Below are 16001 nucleotides of genomic sequence, written 5' to 3'. Positions count from 1 at the left end.
GCCCTGCATACCGGCCTGCGCCGCATGACTGGCACCAGAGGGAGAGCCGAGAATTGATCCGACCCTTCAAGATCCGACTTGCCGCCCTGATGCTGTCTTTTGCCGCCCTGACCGGCCCGGCCCCGGCGCAGGATTTCGGGGCCTATCTTGCCGCCCGCACCGCCGGGATGCAGGATGATTTCCGCGAGGCCGCGCATTGGTTCGGTCAGGCGCTGGCGGCGGATCCCGAAAATCTTTACCTGATGGAAGGCGCGGTTGTGGCGCAGATCGGCATCGGCCGGATCGAAACCGCGATTGAGCTTGCACGCCGCCTGGATGACGCGGGCGGGAAATCGCAGGCGGCCTGGATGGCGCTGATCGGCGATCAGGCGCAGCGCGGCGAATTCGAACCGATGCTGGCCGATCTTGCCGCCGGGCGCAGCGTCGGGCGGCTGATGGATGTGCTGCTGACCGGCTGGGCGGAACTGGGCGCGGGCCGGGTGACCGAGGCGCTGGCCGCCTTTGATGAACTGGTCGCCACCCCGGGGCTTGAGGTGTTCGGCCTTTACCACAAGGCGCTGGCGCTGGCCTCCATCGGCAATTACGAGGCTGCCGAGCGTATCTTTTCCGGCTCGGATAGCGGCCCGGTGCGCGTGGTGCGGCGTGGCGCGCTGGCCCATATCCAGATCCTGAGCCAGTTGGAACGCAATGACGAGGCCGCGACGGTTCTGCGCGACTCCTTTGCCGCCGAATCCGATCCGTCCAGCGCCGAATTGCTGGCGCGGATCGAAAGCGGGGAAACGATCCCCTATGATGTCGCGCGCAACGCGACCGAGGGCATGGCCGAGGTGTTCTTCACCCTGGGCGTCGCGCTGAACGGCGAGGCCTCGGACGCCTATACGCTGCTTTACAGCCGCATCGCCGCATGGCTGCGCCCCGATCACGGTGATGCCGTACTGATGACCGCCGGGATGCTGGAAAACCAAAGCCAGTTCGATCTGGCGACCGAGGTTTATGCCGGGATCGGCACCGAAGATGCCGCCCATATTCCGGCCGAGATCGGACGCGCCCGCGCGCTTGGCGGAGCGGGGGATACCGATGGGGCCATCGGGGTGCTGCGCGATCTTGCCGCGCGCTATCCCGATGTCTTCACCATCCACCTGTCGCTGGGCGACACGCTGCGCCGTGCCGAACGCTGGCCCGAGGCGACCGAGGCCTATACCGCCGCGCTGGATCTGGTTGAGGAACCCGTTCCCGAACCCTATTGGGCGGTGTTCTACAGCCGCGCGATCACGCTGGAACGGCAGGATCTCTGGCCGCGGGCCGAGGCCGATTTCCGCCGCGCGCTGGCCCTCAATCCCGGGCAGCCGCAGGTTCTGAACTATCTGGGCTATTCCTTTCTCGACCGGCGCGAGAATATCGACGAGGCCATGCGCATGATCGAAGAGGCCGTCGCGGCCAGCCCGGACAGCGGCTATATCGTCGACAGTCTGGCATGGGGTCTGTTCGTGCTGGGCCGTTATGAAGAAGCGGTCGAGCCGATGGAACGCGCCAGCCTGCTGGAACCGGTCGATCCGGTCGTGACCGATCATCTGGGCGATGTCTATTGGGCGGTCGGACGGCAGATGGAAGCGCGGTTTCAATGGCGCCGCGCGCTGTCCTTCGACCCCGAGGAAAAGGACGCGACCCGGATCCGCCGCAAGCTGGAGATCGGCCTTGATGCGGTGTTGCAAGAGGAAGGCGCCGATCCGCTGAGACCGGTCAATGCCGACGCCGGAAACTGAAGTCTCGCCTGAAATTGCACCGGAATTCGCAGCTGAATTCGCACCGGCCAAGATCAATCTTGCGCTGCATGTGACGGGGCGGCGGGCCAATGGCTATCACATGCTGGACAGTCTGGTGGTGTTCTGCGGCATCGGGGACCGGCTGCGGGCCGAAAAGGCCCCGGGCCTGTCACTGCGCCTGACTGGACCTTTTGCCGATCAGGTGCCCGAGGGGGCCGACAATCTGGTTCTGCGCGCGGCGCGGGCCACCGCGCAAACTGCCGCGATCACGCTGGAAAAACATCTTCCCCCCGCCTCGGGCATCGGGGGCGGCTCGGCCGATGCGGCGGCGACGATCCGTCTGCTGCGCCGCATGACCGGCGCGACCGGGCCGGACGCGGACACCATTCTGGCGCTTGGTGCTGATCTGCCGGTCTGTCTGGCCGGACGGCCCGCCCGGATGCGCGGTATCGGCGAAAGGCTTGACCCCGTGCCGCCCCTGCCGCCTGCGCATCTGCTGCTGGTCAATCCCCGCATCACCCTGCCAACCCCTGCGGTCTTTCGCGCGCTGGCGCGGCGCGACAATCCCCCCATGCCCGCGACGCTGCCCGACTGGCCCGATGCGGCGGCACTGGCCCGCTGGCTGACCGCGCAGCGCAATGACCTTGAGGCCCCGGCGCTGGCCATCGCCCCGGGGATCGGCGCGGTGCTGGACCGGCTTTCTGCCTGTCCCGATGCGCTGCTGGTGCGGATGTCAGGATCGGGCGCCACCTGTTTTGCGCTGTTCGGCCAGCCCGCCCCTGCACAGGCGGCTGCACAGGCCATCGGGGCCGAACATCGCGACTGGTGGGTGGCGGCGGGGCCGGTCCTGCGCTGATCCCCTGCCCCGGCCCCAAAGAAAAAGCGCCCCGAGGGGCGCCTTTCCGTTTCTGCGGTCGTGATGCCCTGCATCACTGATCGAGGAAGCTGCGCAGTTTCCGGCTCCGGCTGGGATGCTTCAGCTTGCGCAGGGCTTTCGCCTCGATCTGGCGGATCCGTTCGCGCGTGACGCTGAACTGCTGGCCCACCTCTTCCAGCGTGTGGTCGGTGTTCATGCCGATGCCAAAGCGCATCCGCAGCACACGTTCCTCACGCGGGGTAAGGGATGCCAGAACCCGGGTCGTGGTTTCCTTCAGGTTTTCCTGAATGGCACTGTCCAGTGGCAGGACGGCATTCTTGTCCTCGATGAAATCGCCAAGCTGGCTGTCTTCCTCGTCGCCGATGGGCGTTTCAAGGCTGATCGGCTCCTTGGCGATTTTCATCACCTTGCGGACCTTTTCCAGCGGCATCTGCAGCTTTTCGGCCAGTTCTTCCGGCGTCGGTTCGCGGCCGATCTCATGCAGCATCTGCCGGCCCGTGCGGACCAGCTTGTTGATCGTTTCGATCATATGGACCGGAATACGGATCGTGCGGGCCTGATCGGCAATACTGCGCGTGATCGCCTGACGGATCCACCATGTCGCATAGGTCGAGAACTTGTAGCCCCGGCGATACTCGAACTTGTCCACGGCCTTCATCAGGCCGATATTGCCTTCCTGAATAAGGTCAAGGAACTGCAGGCCCCGGTTCGTGTATTTCTTGGCAATCGAGATCACCAGACGCAGGTTGGCCTCGACCATCTCCTTCTTGGCCTGCCGGGCCTCTTTCTCGCCCTTCTGGACCTGATTCACGATCCGGCGGAATTCCGAGATATCGACGCCGACATATTGGCCGACCTGCGCCATCTCATCGCGCAGTTCCTCGACCTTCTCGCGGCTTTTCTCCATCAGCGACTGCCAGCCGCGACCATCCTTGGCCGTCATCCGGTCGCACCATGTCGGGTCCAGTTCATAGCCCTGATATTCGTCGATGAATTCGCGACGGTTGATACGGGCCTGATCGGCCAGCTTCACCATGCCCGAATTGATCGCCATGATCCGGCGGTTGATGCCGTAAAGCTGATCGATCAGCGCCTCAATCCGGTTGTTGTGCAGATGCAGTTCATTGACCAGCAGCACGATTTCCGAACGCAGTTTCTGATAGGCGGCTTCCTCGACCGTGGAAAAGCGGTCGGCGCGGTTCATCGTCGCCGACATCCGCAGATCCTGCATCCCCGCCAGCGTGGCATAGTCGCGCGCGATCACCTCCAGCGTTTCCAGAACGCGGGGCTTCAGCGCGGCCTCCATCGCGGCCAGCGACATGTTCGACGCCTCGTCGTCCTCGTCGTCATCATCGGCGCGCGAGATCGGGTTGCCATCGGCATCCAGCTCGGGCTCGTTGCTGGCCGCGCGGCGCGGCCCCTGGGCGGCGGAAGATGTCGAGACATCGACGCCCGCGATCCCCTCGCCCACCAACTCGTCATCGCCGTCGCCATCGAGATTGCGCCCGAAGGTCGCCTCGAGGTCGATCACATCGCGCAGCAGGATATCCTCGTTCAGAAGTTCGTCGCGCCAGATCGTGATCGCCTGAAAGGTCAGCGGGCTTTCACACAGCCCGGCAATCATCGTGTTGCGGCCCGCCTCGATGCGTTTCGCAATCGCGATCTCGCCTTCGCGGGACAGAAGTTCGACCGACCCCATTTCACGCAGATACATGCGCACCGGATCATCGGTGCGGTCCAGCGTCTCACTGGTCGTGCCGGACACGGCAATCTCACGCGAGCCGCCGCCGGTTTCCACCAACTCGCCTGCGGAGGTGCCGCTGTCCTCCATCTCTTCTTCCTCGGTGACCTGGATGCCCATCTCGGAGAGCATCGACATCACGTCCTCGATCTGGTCGGACGACACCTGATCGGGGGGAAGCACGGTATTGAGCTGGTCATAGGTGATGTAGCCACGCTCCCGCGCGTCGGCGATCATCTTCTTGACCGCGGCCTGGCTCATGTCGAGCGAGGTATCGGCTTCGGCCTCTTCGGTCTTGTTGTCGTCGTTATCCTTGATCGCCATGGATGCTCCTCGGATGGGTAGGGACGCGGGCTGCAGGCCGAATCAGTACTGCTGCAACCGAATCAATAACGCGAATCGCAGCGGGTGTAAGGCATCCGCGTCGATTTTCAGGGGCGGATGCGGCATTCAGGCAGGCATTGCTGCGGTTTCGGGCCGCGACAGGCCCCTGATTTCGGATCATCCTCGCGGCTTTCCCTTGGTGAAATTTATGCGGTCCCACAGGCTGCGGGCCTCCTCAAGCTCATCCCGGTCCATCTCGACGCCGTTCTCGGCGACAAGGCCGGACCGGCGGTCTTCCTGCGGGCCACGCTGCGCGGCAAAGCGCGCCTCATTGGTTCTGGCAAGCCGCCATGTGACACCCTCATCGGCAAGGCCTTCCAGATCTTCGGCTGCTTCCTCGATCTCCCGGCGCGCCGCAACCGCCGCAACGAGTTTTGCCAGATCGGCGGCAAGGCACATGCGCGCGAACAGGGTATCCTCCGACTTCAGAACCGGAGGTGCCGACATCACATGGTTCTGGTTAAGGAGATTTTCAAGCACCGGGCCATGCATGGATTGCAGCGCGGCGCGCAGGCCATCCGCCTCACCGTCATGGCGCAGCATGGCCAGTTTCAGCGCCTCCTCCCCCAGATCGGAAAAGCGCAGCCGGTCCAATGCCGGTTCGAATTCCGAGACCAGCCCGCCATGGGTCAGCAGCGTGGCCAGCACGATCTGCTCCAGCACCCGTTCCTCGGACAGGTTCGAGGCGAGCACCGAACTGCGGGTCGTCGGACTGGGGATCGCGGGGGGCGACCATTTCCCGCCGCCCTGCCAGTTGCCCCGCCCGGGCCGGAAGCCACGACCGCCCTGCGCCGCAGCCCCGCCCTGCCCGAAGCCGCCGCCCTGCGCGAAGCCCTGCCCGAAACTTTGCCCGAAGATCCCGCGCCGCAGGCGTTTCATCTCCTCGCCGTAATGACTGCGCAGCGACGGGTCCTGAATCCGCATCAGCACCGCGCGCAGGGATTTGTCCAGCGATGCCCGCCGTTCGGGACTGTCAAAGACCCGGCCCTCGGTCTCGCGCTGCCACAGCAGGGTGACCATGGGTTGCGCCGCCTCGATCACGGCCTGCATGGCCGCAGCCCCCTCGGCCCGGATCAGGTCATCGGGGTCCAGCCCCGCCGGAAGCACCGCGAAACGCAGCCCCTTGCCCGCCTCCAGCAGCGGCAGCGCCAGATCGACCACGCGCAGCGCCGCGCGGATCCCCGCCGCATCACCGTCCAGCGCGATCACCGGTTCATCATGGATGCGCCAGATCAGCCGCAGCTGTTCCTCGGTGACAGCAGTGCCCAGCGGGGCCACCGTCGCGCCGAACCCCGCCTCGGACAGCGCGATCACATCCATATAGCCCTCGGCCACGATCAGCGTCTGGCCCTTGCCTGCCGCCTCCCGCGCGCGGGCCAGATTGAACAGATTGCGACCCTTGTCGAACAGCTCGGTTTCCGGACCGTTGAGGTATTTCGCCCGCGCATTCGGATCCAGCGAACGCCCGCCAAGGCTGATCGCGCGGCCCCGCCCGTCGCGGATCGGAAAGATGATGCGCCCCCGGAACCGGTCATAGATCGAACCGTCATCGGCCTTGGCACAAAGCCCCGAGGCCACGATCAGATCGGGGCTGTGCCCCTTTTGCTGCAGGGCGGTGAACAGCGCCTGCCGCTGGTCCGGCGCCCAGCCGATCTGCCAGCGCTCCTGCGCGCCCGCATCAAGGCCGCGCCGGTCCAGATAGTCGCGCGCAGTGCGGGCGGTAACGGTCGAAAGCTGCATCCGGTAATGCTGCAGCCCGTCCTCCATCACTTCGGCCAGCTGGCTGCGCCGGTCGGCCTTTTGTGCGGCAACCGGATCACGGGCGGGCATGGTCATCCCGGCCTCGCGCGCCAATGTCTCGACCGATTCCATGAAGGACAGGTTTTCCGATTCGCGCAGGAAGGTCAGCGCATCGCCCTTGGCGTGACAGCCAAAGCAGTAATAAAATCCCTTACGGTCATCCACATGGAAAGACGCGGATTTTTCTTGATGGAACGGACAGGGCGCCCACCAGTCGCCCTTGCCCTGATTGGATTTGCGCATATCCCATGTAACTTTGCGCCCGACCACCTGCGACAGCGAGATGCGGGTGCGTAGTTCATCAAGGAAACCGGGTGGAAGGCTCATGCCTTCCTATATCGGTCCTTGCAGGGGTTTCGTCCAGTGGCCGCAACGCAAGCGGGGGCTTCGCGCCCCCGCATCCCCGCCCCGGTATTTAAGCCAAGGCGACAGGATCAATCAAGAATCTGGCGGATCGCATGATCGAACAGCGCCGCCCCTTCGGCGATCAGCGCATCGGGAAAGTCGTAATCGGGATTGTGCAGGGCCGGGTGACCTTCGCCCGCGCCCAGAAACAGCATGGCCGAGGGGCAAAGTGCTGCGAAACGCCCGAAATCCTCGGAGGCGCGGAAGGGCAGGCCATCGGTCCGCAAGGCAAGCCCCGTCGCCTGTGCCGCCCCTTCCAGAACGGCGGTGGCCTGCGGATGGTTGGCGCAGGCCGCAAAGACATCGTGATGCGAGATCTCCAGCGTCAGACCGTCCGCCTCTGCCGCCGCTTGGGCAAGCGCCGTCGCCTCGGCCAGCAGGGCCGCCATGGGCCCGTCATCGCGGCTGCGCAGGGTCGCCCAAAGCTCTGCCTCACCGGGGGCGATGCCAAAGGCGGGTTCGCCCAGCCTTGCATGGGTGATCGTGACCAGACGGAAATCCGGCCCCATGGCACCCCCCGGGCCAAGGGCGGTCAGCGCAGGGATCAGCCGGGCAAGGGCGGTCGCGGGCGACAACCCGGTTTCGGGCTGTGCGGCATGGGCGGTCTTGCCGCCAAAGCTCAGCCGCAACCCCATCGAAGCACAATTCGCGGGCCCCTCTGCCAAAAGCGCCGCGCCGCGTGGCAGGCCCGGCATGTTGTGCAGCGACAAGGCCCAGTCAGGCGCCACCCCGCCAAAGGCAAGATCGGCCAGCACCGCCGCCGCCCCCGCGCCGGTTTCCTCGGCAGGCTGGAACAGCAGCAGAACGCGCCCCCGCGCAGGTGGGTGGCGGCGGATCAGGCGCGCGGTCGCGGCAAGGATCGCCATATGCCCGTCATGCCCACAAAGATGCCCCGTGCCGGGCAAGCTGGAGGCATGGGGCGCCTCCGACAATTCGGTGATCGGCAGGGCGTCAAGCTCGGCCCGGATCATCACGGTCGGCCCGGGGGCGGCCATGTCATAGGCCAGCGCAACCCCATGCCCACCAAGGCCGGTCAGCACATGGTCGGGCCGGGTCGGGGCCAGATGGGCCAGCACCCGCGCAGCCGTCTTGCTCTCGGCGCCTGACACCTCGGGGTGGCGGTGCAGGTCATGGCGGAAGGCGCGGATTTCGGCCAGATCGGTCTCTGTCAGATCGGTTTTGGTCAGCATCAGATCTGCGCCCGCGCGGCCAGCGATTTCATCGCGGTCTCGACTTCATGCCACAGGGTGCGTGCCATCGACCGGAAAACGAGGATCTCGAACCCGTCTTCAACTCGGATCAGGATGGATTGCATATGGCCCAGGGGGGCGCGCGCGGCCTCTTCCACCGCCATCGCCTCAAGATCCAGCGGCACCAGCCGCATCAGCGCCGCAGCCGCCCCTGCGCCGGTCAGGCGCAGCGTGGCCCAGCCATCGCTTTGATCGGTCAGCGCGGCATGGGCCTCCAGTCCCGCAGGCGCGGCCCCGAACAGAAAGGCCTGCCCGCGCGAGGTCCAGACCAGCCGCGCATCCTTGCCGGTGCTGACCCGGTTCGGCGCGGGGAAGGCCAGCCCCAGCGGTGCAAAGGCCTTGGCCAGCGCCGCCTCCTGCCCCTGAAGGGGGGCCACCGAGGTGATTCTTCCTGCGTCAAATTCGGCCAGCGTCAGCGCGCCGATCGTGATGCTTGCCCCGTCGAGAGGCGATTTCGCGATAAGATCAGCCACGCAGCTTTTCCCCCTGCGGATCGTGGAAAACCGGGTCCGCCACCGTGCACAAAAGGTCGATCCCACGCAGATGATCGACAAGGCGCACCATTTCACCATGCCGCGCGCGGCCATTCTTCAGAAACCCAATGCCCAGCCAGCCGCCCATCGTCGGCGAATAGCCGACCGAGGTGACATAGCCCTGATCGTTGACCCGGCCCACCTCATCCCCCGGGGTGAATAGATGCGCGCCTGCCGTGATCGGCGCATCATTGACCGGGCGCAGCCCGACCATCTGTTCCCGCTCCGGCCCCAGAAGTCCCGGACGCAGCGCCGCCGCCTTGCCGACGCAATCCTTTTTCGCGCTGATCATGCGCTCTGCACCGATGTCGAAAGCGGTCACGCGGCCATGGATCTCGGCATGGGTGATGAAGCCCTTTTCGATGCGCAGCACATTCAGCGCCTCCATCCCGTACGGCCCGCCGCCCAGCGTTTCGGCCCGGGCCACCAGATCGCGGAACAGCGCCTCGCCATAGCGGGCAGGCACGGCGATTTCATAACCCTGTTCACCGGAAAACGAGATGCGGAACAGCCGTGCCGCAACACCCGCAACCGAGACCGCACCGCAGCCCATGAAGGGAAGATCCACTGGCGCATCCAGCAGACTGTCCAGAAGCCGCCGCGCCTGCGGCCCCGCCACGGCGAATTGCGCCCAGTTTTCGGTCACGGAAATGAACCGCAGATCCCAATGCGCGCAGAAGGCCTGATGCAGGAAATCGAGATGCCGCATCACCAGCCCCGCCGCCGCCGTGGTCGTGGTCATCAGGAAATGGTTTTCCCCCAGCCGCGCCGTGGTGCCGTCATCCAGCACCTGCCCGTCCTCACGCAGCATCAGCCCATAGCGGACCTTGCCCACCGGCAGGGTTGAAAAGGTATTGGTGTAGACGAAATCCAGAAAACGCGCGGCATCAGCCCCTTGCAGGTCGATCTTGCCAAGGGTCGAGACATCGCAGACCCCGACCGTGTTGCGCACCATCTGCACCTCACGGTCGCAGGATTCGCGCCATGTGCTTTCCCCCGGTTTCGGGAAGTAGGAAGGGCGATACCACAGCCCCGCCTCGATCATCGGGGCGGCCCGTTCAACCGATGCCGAATGCGAAGTCAGGAAGCGTTGCGGCGCAAAGCCCGCGCCCCGCCCCCCCGCGCCAAGGGCTGCGATGGAGACCGGCGAATAGGGCGGGCGGAAGGTGGTGGTGCCCGTTTCCGGGATGCCGCGCCCGGTCAAATCGGCCAGCACCGCAAGGGCTGCGACATTGGAATTCCGGCCCTGATCGGGCGCCATGCCTTGCGTCGTGTAGCGTTTCATATGCTCGACCGAGCGGAAGCCCTCCTGTGCGGAAAGCGCGACATCCTTGACCGTCACGTCATTGGCAAGGTCCAGCCATGCCCGCCGCTTGCCCGGAACGGACCAGAGCGGCGCATGGGCATGGGGCGCATCCTCGGCGGCGGGCAGATCCGGCAGAACGGCCTTGATGCCGAGCTCCGCCAGTATCAGGCGCGCGGTTTCGGCCCCGTCAGACAGACAGGCCAGCGTGTCATAGCGTCCCGCCACCGCCCCTGCCGGATGAAGCCCCGTCACCGCCCCCGGCGAGGGCAGGAAGGCCGCAAGCCCCGCATCCCAGACCGGGCGGCCATTCATATGGCAGGTCAGATGCAGCGCCGGGTTCCAGCCGCCGGAAACCGCAAGACAATCGGCCTCGATCCGGCTTTCGCCCCCGGCATGGGCGACGGTGATCTCGCGCAATCCATGGCGTCCGCGCGTGCCGGTCACGGTGGCACCGGTCAGCACCGGACAGTCCTCCAGCACCGAGGCATCGGGGCGCGGGTCGATGATCGCGGCAACCGTGACGCCTGCAGCCATCAGATCGCGCGCGGTGCGGCGGGCATCGTCATTGCTGGCGAAAAGCGCGACGCGCGCGCCCGCCGCAACGCCATAGCGGTTCAGATAGCTGCGCACTGCCGAGGCTGCCATGATGCCGGGACGGTCATTGTCGGCAAAGGCGATGCCGCGTTCGGTCGCCCCCGTGGTCAGCACTGCCGCCTTCGCGACGATGCGCCAGAAACATTCGCGCGGCAGGTTGGGCTGGTCGGGCAGATGCAGCCCCACCCGTTCCAGCGCGCCATAGGTGCCGTGGTCATAGGCCCCGGTGACCGTGGTGCGCGGCATCAGGCGGATATTGGGCAGGCTGGCCAGTTCCGCCAGAACATCCGCCACCCAATCCGCCGCCGGCTTACCGTCGATGGGCCGCGCATCGGACAAAAGTTGTCCGCCCATCGCCGCCCCTTCATCGGCAAGGATCACCTTTGCCCCCGCGCGCCCTGCCGTCAGCGCCGCCATCAGACCCGCAGGCCCTGCCCCGATCACCAGCAGGTCGCAAAAGGCATGGGCCTTTTCAAAATGCCCCTCATCATGCTGGCCCGACAGGCTGCCCAGACCCGCCGCGCGGCGGATCACCGGTTCATAAAGCCGTTCCCAGAAGGCGCGCGGCCACATGAAGGTCTTGTAGTAAAATCCCGCGCTCAGGAACGGGGCTGCAAGATCGTTCACCGCCAGCAGATCATGTTTCAGGCTGGGCCAGCGGTTCTGACTTTTCGCCTCCAGCCCCTCGAACAGCTCCTGCATCGTGGCGCGGACATTCGGGGTCTGCTGGCGGTCCTCGATGATCTCGACCAGCGCATTGGGTTCTTCCGACCCCGCTGACCAGATGCCGCGCGGCCGATGATATTTGAAACTGCGCCCGACCAGCCGCACGCCATTGGCCAGCAGCGCCGAGGCCAGCGTATCGCCGGGATGGCCGGCGTAATCGCGCCCGTCAAAGCGGAAGCGCAGCGCCCGGTTGCGGTCGATCAGACCCTTGCCCGCGATTCTCATGCGCTGCCCTCCGGTTTCACCTTGGCCGCAATACCTCCGCCGGAGGCTCCGCCCGCCGCCACCAGTGCCACATCGGAAATCGAATGGGTGACGGTGTCGCGCGTGACCAGCAACCACTGCGCACAGCCGGTTTCATGATACCAAAGATCCCGCGTCTGGCCCGCCGGGTTGTCGCGCAGATGCAGATAGGCATCCCATTCGGCCGGATCCCCCCCCGCCGGGCGGTTCAGATAATCGGCAGCGCCGTAATAGTAGAATTCACGCCGGTCGCGCGGGCCGCAAAGCGGGCAGGTCAGGCGCATGGGGCGCGCTCCTTGTGCTTGGGCGGGGAAAGGGGCGCTGCCCCTCGGCCCTTGCAGGCCTCACCCCGAGGTATTTCGGCCAAGATGAATGCGGATCGGGTCATGGCATCAATGCAGGTTGTGCTGGCTGCCGGTGCCTTCTTCATCCAGAAGATGGCCGGTGGCGAAACGGTTCAGCCGGAAGCGGCGCGCGACCTCATGTGGCTGATCGGTCGCCATCAGATGCGCCATCGTCCAGCCCGAGGCCGGGACCGCCTTGAACCCGCCGTAATTCCAGCCGCAATCGAGATAAAGCCCGTCCACCGGCGTCTTGTCGATGATCGGTGAACCATCGGGCGACATATCCATGATGCCCCCCCAGGACCGCAGCAGTTTCGCCCGCCCGATCATCGGCATCAGCGTCATGCCCGCCTCCATCACATGTTCGACCATGGGCAGATTGCCGCGCGCGGCGTAAGAGGCGTAGAAATCCAGATCGCCGCCGAAGACAAGGCCACCCTTGTCGGACTGGCTGATATAGAAATGGCCCATACCGAAGCTGATGACATGGTCGATCACGGGTTTCAGCCCCTCGGTCACGAAGGCCTGCAGGATATGGCTTTCAATCGGCAGGCGCAGCCCGGCCATGGCCGCGACCTGACTGGAGCGGCCCGCAACGACGATGCCCACCTTTTTCGCACGGATCGCGCCGCGTGTGGTCTGCACACCGGTGACGCGGCCATTCTCGATATCAATCCCCGTCACCTCACAATTCTGGATCAGATCCACGCCGCGCCGGTCAGCGGCCCGTGCATAGCCCCAGGCCACCGCATCATGACGGGCGGTGCCGCCGCGACGATGCAAGAGCCCGCCATAGATCGGGAAACGGGTCTGTTCGAAATCCAGATAGGGCAGATGCGCGCGCACGCCCTCGCGGTCCAGAAGTTCCGCATCATCGCCCTGATTGACCATCGCATTGCCGCGCCGCGCGAAAGCGTCGCGCTGCCCGTCGGAATGGAACAGGTTGATCAGCCCGCGCTGGCTGTGCATCACGTTGTAGTTCAGATCCGCCTCCAGCCCTTCCCAGAGCTTCAGCGAATGGGAATAGAATTCCGAATTGCCCGGCAGGAAGTAGTTTGCCCGCACGATGGTCGTGTTGCGCCCGATATTGCCTGAACCGATCCAGCCCTTTTCCAGCACCGCGATATTGGTCAGGCCGTGGTTCTTGGCAAGGTAATAGGCGGTGGACAGCCCATGCCCGCCGCCCCCGATGATGATGGCATCATAGGCCGGTTTCGGTGTGGGGTCGCGCCATGCGGGTTTCCAGCCGCGATTGCCGAACAGGCCTTCGGCAATGACCCTGAACCCTGAATACTGCATCACCCCTCCGACACGATCCGCCGTTCCGATGCTGCGCACTATCCAACGCGGCTCGCGGATTTCCTAGCCCCCTTGCGACAGGAACTGTCGCGAACGGCGCCCCAGGACCGAGGCCTGCGGCACAGCAGGCGGCGACGGGAAGGCCGAATCGGACCTTTTCCGGCCTGAAGCCGCCCTGAGGTTCCGCGCCGCCGCAGCCCCCTGCATCACCACTGGACGGATGCGCCTGTTCCGGCTTTGCGAACAATACCCGATCACCATCGCTGGTCGTTTCCGGCCTTTCCGGTTCTTCAGCCAAAACCTGCCGATTTGCCTTAATTCCGCCAGATAAATCAGGACATATCACCCTTGGGTAAGTGGGTTTGGCCGCCTTTGGGCGACCGGTGCGACAGGGCATCGGATCAGGGCAGGCCAGAGACTGTGTGAGGAACGGGGAATGATGCTGCAAGGCAAGGACAGGGGGGCGCTTTCCCCAGTTGCGGTCGCGATGACGTCGGGATGCCGGGCGATGTATCGCCATGTCATGCGATCCCTGCGCCAGTCCCTGAGCCAGTCGCTGCGCCGCTTTTCCCGCGACGAGGATGGCGTGCTGCTGATCTTCACGATGTTCCTCTTTCTGCTGATGTGCATGATGGGCGGCGTGGCCGTCGATCTGATGCGGTTCGAACAGCAGCGCACCAAGATGCAGCAGACGCTGGACCGGTCGGTTCTGGCCGCCGCCAGCATGACCCAGCGGCTGGACGCCGAGGACGTGGTGAACGACTACTTCACCAAGGCCGGGATGGAGCAGTATCTGGACGAGGTCGAGGCACCCGAGGGGCTGAACTTCCGTCAGGTGCGCGCGCGGGCCTCGGCCGATGTGCCGACCTTCCTGATGCATCTGGTGGGCATCGACAATCTGCAGGCGGTTGCGGGATCCGAGGCCGAACAGCGCATCACCAATGTCGAGGTGTCCATGGTGCTGGATGTTTCGCGGTCGATGGTGCTTTACCCGAACCAATCCTCCAATCCGCAGAAATTCCAGAACCTCAAGGATGCGGCCACCGAATTCGTCGAGACCGTGCTGGAAAACGATATCGAGGACCGCATCTCGATCTCGCTGGTGCCCTATAACGGGCAGGTCAATCTGGGGCCGGATCTGATGGATCAATATACCGTCAGCCACCAGCACAACTATCCCAACAGCCATTGCCTCGACTTGCCGCAATGGACCTATAATTCGCATCATATCCCGACGAACACGGCCTTTCCGCAGGCCGGGTTCTTCGACAGTTTCACCGCAACGACACGCGATAACCGCTGGCGGTCCAGCCCGAGCTTTACCCAAGGCAATGGCAATTTCCTGAATGTCTGGTGCCAGCCGATTGCGGCGAATATCATCCGGCCGCTGCAGAATGATGTCGGCCAGCTTACCGGCTACATCAACAATCTGGTCGCGGTCGGCGCGACATCGATTGATCTGGGGCTCAAATGGGGCCTGAACCTTCTGTCCCCGAACTCGCGTCAGATGGTGACCAATCTGCGCAACCGCAACATCGTGCCCGATGAATTTGACGGGCGGCCGCTGGATTTCTCGGCCGAGGACGCGATGAAAGTGATCGTGCTGATGACCGATGGCGAACATTTCGCCTTCGAGGCGCTGAACGACACTTATCGCAGCGGAAATTCGGACATATGGCGCAGTCGCGGCGACGGGCATCTGTCTGTCCGTCCCCCCGGTTACAATCAATACTGGGTGCCGCATCGCGACGAATGGCGCAGCAGTCCGTGGAACACCGGAGGCGGATCGGCCACCCGTCTGAGTTGGCCAGAGGTCTGGCAGGATTATCCTGTTCAATGGGTCGCATGGCAGCTTTATGCACGCGCGACAGGCACCAACCAGTATACGATCTGGCTCAACAGGTTCCGGTCACAGACCCCGACCAACACGATGGACAATCGTCTGCAGGATGTCTGCAATCTGGCCAAGAACAACGGCATCATCATCTATGGCATCGCCTTTGAACTGGAATCGTCAAACGGCGCCAATCAGATCCGCAACTGTTCCACCTCGGAAAGCCATTTCTTCGATGTCGAGGGGCTTGAGCTTCGCACCGCCTTCCGCGCAATTGCCAATAATATCAGCCAGCTGAGGCTGACCCAATGACCATGCTTTCCGACCCCACGCCTCCCGCGCCCCGAACCGGGCCATCACGCGGGTTGCGACGGCTGGCGGCAATGCTGCGCCGCCGGATCTGGCGCGACCGCCGGGGCGTCGCCTCGCTGGAATTCGTGCTGGTGCTTCCGGTTCTGCTGCTGATCTTCATGTCGGCCTTCGAGGCGGGCTTGCTGATGACGCGTTTCATCATGCTGGAACGATCCCTGGATATGACGATGCGCGAATTGCGGCTGGGTCAGTTCACCAATCCCGATGCCGATCTCATCAAGTCCGAGGTCTGCCGGGGCAGCGTGATCCTGAAGGATTGCATGACCAATATCCATGTCGAGATGCAGCCGGTCAGCACGGTCACATGGGCCTTCCCGAATACGCGGACGGGCTGCGTCAACCGTGAGGAAGAGATCAACCCGCCCAACAATTTCAACCCCGGACAGCCGCATCAGATCATGCTGGTCCGCGTCTGCGTGGCGCAGGATGCGATGTTTCCGACCACCGGCATCGGCCTTCGCCTGCCCAAGGATTCGGGCGGCGCTTACGGGCTTGTTGCAAGCTCTGCCTTCGTGAACGAACCCAGATGA

The 16001-nt window shown here is 64.6% G+C and carries 11 protein-coding genes; 4 read left to right on the top strand and 7 right to left on the bottom strand.

Going from position 1 to position 16001, the window contains the following annotated elements:
- The first annotated feature begins 53 nt into the window (after positions 1 to 53).
- Positions 54 to 1763, top strand: a complete 1710-nt coding sequence (locus tag JL811_RS02270) for a tetratricopeptide repeat protein (RefSeq protein ID WP_237684732.1) — start codon at positions 54 to 56, stop codon at positions 1761 to 1763.
- Positions 1744 to 2619, top strand: a complete 876-nt coding sequence (locus tag JL811_RS02265) for a 4-(cytidine 5'-diphospho)-2-C-methyl-D-erythritol kinase (RefSeq protein ID WP_202686688.1) — start codon at positions 1744 to 1746, stop codon at positions 2617 to 2619. Before JL811_RS02270 ends, JL811_RS02265 begins: the two co-directional genes overlap by 20 nt.
- Before the next feature lie 73 nt (positions 2620 to 2692).
- On the opposite strand, the gene rpoD is transcribed toward JL811_RS02265, so the two are convergent.
- From rpoD to JL811_RS02230, 7 genes are all read right to left on the bottom strand, one after another.
- The gene (gene rpoD, locus JL811_RS02260) at positions 2693 to 4705 is read right to left on the bottom strand and encodes an RNA polymerase sigma factor RpoD (RefSeq protein WP_202686687.1); all 2013 of its coding nucleotides are present in this window, start codon (positions 4703 to 4705) and stop codon (positions 2693 to 2695) included.
- A 177-nt stretch (positions 4706 to 4882) separates the two neighbouring features.
- On the bottom strand, positions 4883 to 6892 hold the full coding sequence (gene dnaG, locus JL811_RS02255; RefSeq protein ID WP_202686686.1) for a DNA primase: 2010 nt from the start codon (positions 6890 to 6892) through the stop codon (positions 4883 to 4885).
- Between the two features lie 107 nt (positions 6893 to 6999).
- Positions 7000 to 8160: an amidohydrolase gene (locus tag JL811_RS02250; protein ID WP_237684731.1), complete on the bottom strand. Its 1161-nt coding sequence runs from the start codon at positions 8158 to 8160 to the stop codon at positions 7000 to 7002.
- Positions 8160 to 8693, bottom strand: coding sequence for a sarcosine oxidase subunit gamma (locus tag JL811_RS02245; protein ID WP_202686685.1), 534 nt, complete (start codon positions 8691 to 8693; stop codon positions 8160 to 8162). The genes JL811_RS02250 and JL811_RS02245 overlap by 1 nt, the downstream gene beginning before the upstream one ends.
- Positions 8686 to 11604 carry a sarcosine oxidase subunit alpha family protein gene (locus JL811_RS02240; protein ID WP_202686684.1) on the bottom strand — a complete coding sequence of 973 codons (2919 nt, stop codon included), beginning with the start codon at positions 11602 to 11604 and terminating at the stop codon, positions 8686 to 8688. Before JL811_RS02240 ends, JL811_RS02245 begins: the two co-directional genes overlap by 8 nt.
- The gene (locus JL811_RS02235) at positions 11601 to 11906 is read right to left on the bottom strand and encodes a sarcosine oxidase subunit delta (RefSeq protein ID WP_202686683.1); all 306 of its coding nucleotides are present in this window, start codon (positions 11904 to 11906) and stop codon (positions 11601 to 11603) included. The genes JL811_RS02240 and JL811_RS02235 overlap by 4 nt, the downstream gene beginning before the upstream one ends.
- A 108-nt stretch (positions 11907 to 12014) precedes the next feature.
- Positions 12015 to 13265, bottom strand: coding sequence for a sarcosine oxidase subunit beta family protein (locus JL811_RS02230; protein WP_202686682.1), 1251 nt, complete (start codon positions 13263 to 13265; stop codon positions 12015 to 12017).
- A 436-nt stretch (positions 13266 to 13701) separates the two neighbouring features.
- On the opposite strand from JL811_RS02230, the gene JL811_RS02225 reads away from it, so the two are divergent.
- Together JL811_RS02225 and JL811_RS02220 are read left to right on the top strand one after the other, a co-directional pair.
- On the top strand, positions 13702 to 15411 hold the full coding sequence (locus JL811_RS02225; RefSeq protein WP_202686681.1) for a TadE/TadG family type IV pilus assembly protein: 1710 nt from the start codon (positions 13702 to 13704) through the stop codon (positions 15409 to 15411).
- On the top strand, positions 15408 to 16001 hold the full coding sequence (locus tag JL811_RS02220) for a TadE/TadG family type IV pilus assembly protein (RefSeq protein ID WP_237684730.1): 594 nt from the start codon (positions 15408 to 15410) through the stop codon (positions 15999 to 16001). Before JL811_RS02225 ends, JL811_RS02220 begins: the two co-directional genes overlap by 4 nt.

It is taken from the genome of Szabonella alba (assembly GCF_016765775.1).
GTDB lineage: Bacteria > Pseudomonadota > Alphaproteobacteria > Rhodobacterales > Rhodobacteraceae > Szabonella > Szabonella alba.
The sequence above is the reverse complement of the archived record's forward strand: the minus strand, read 5'-3'. Positions and strand labels throughout refer to the sequence as shown.

Bases quoted from the DNA above. Each gene is read 5' to 3' on its own strand.
- JL811_RS02220 (WP_237684730.1), top strand. From the start codon at position 15,408: ATGACCATGCTTTCCGACCCCACGCCTCCCGCGCCCCGAACCGGGCCA.
- JL811_RS02225 (WP_202686681.1), top strand. From the start codon at position 13,702: ATGATGCTGCAAGGCAAGGACAGGGGGGCGCTTTCCCCAGTTGCGGTC.
- rpoD (WP_202686687.1), bottom strand. From the start codon at position 4,705: ATGGCGATCAAGGATAACGACGACAACAAGACCGAAGAGGCCGAAGCC.
- JL811_RS02230 (WP_202686682.1), bottom strand. From the start codon at position 13,265: ATGCAGTATTCAGGGTTCAGGGTCATTGCCGAAGGCCTGTTCGGCAAT.
- JL811_RS02265 (WP_202686688.1), top strand. From the start codon at position 1,744: ATGCCGACGCCGGAAACTGAAGTCTCGCCTGAAATTGCACCGGAATTC.
- JL811_RS02235 (WP_202686683.1), bottom strand. From the start codon at position 11,906: ATGCGCCTGACCTGCCCGCTTTGCGGCCCGCGCGACCGGCGTGAATTC.
- JL811_RS02240 (WP_202686684.1), bottom strand. From the start codon at position 11,604: ATGAGAATCGCGGGCAAGGGTCTGATCGACCGCAACCGGGCGCTGCGC.
- JL811_RS02250 (WP_237684731.1), bottom strand. From the start codon at position 8,160: ATGCTGACCAAAACCGATCTGACAGAGACCGATCTGGCCGAAATCCGC.
- dnaG (WP_202686686.1), bottom strand. From the start codon at position 6,892: ATGAGCCTTCCACCCGGTTTCCTTGATGAACTACGCACCCGCATCTCG.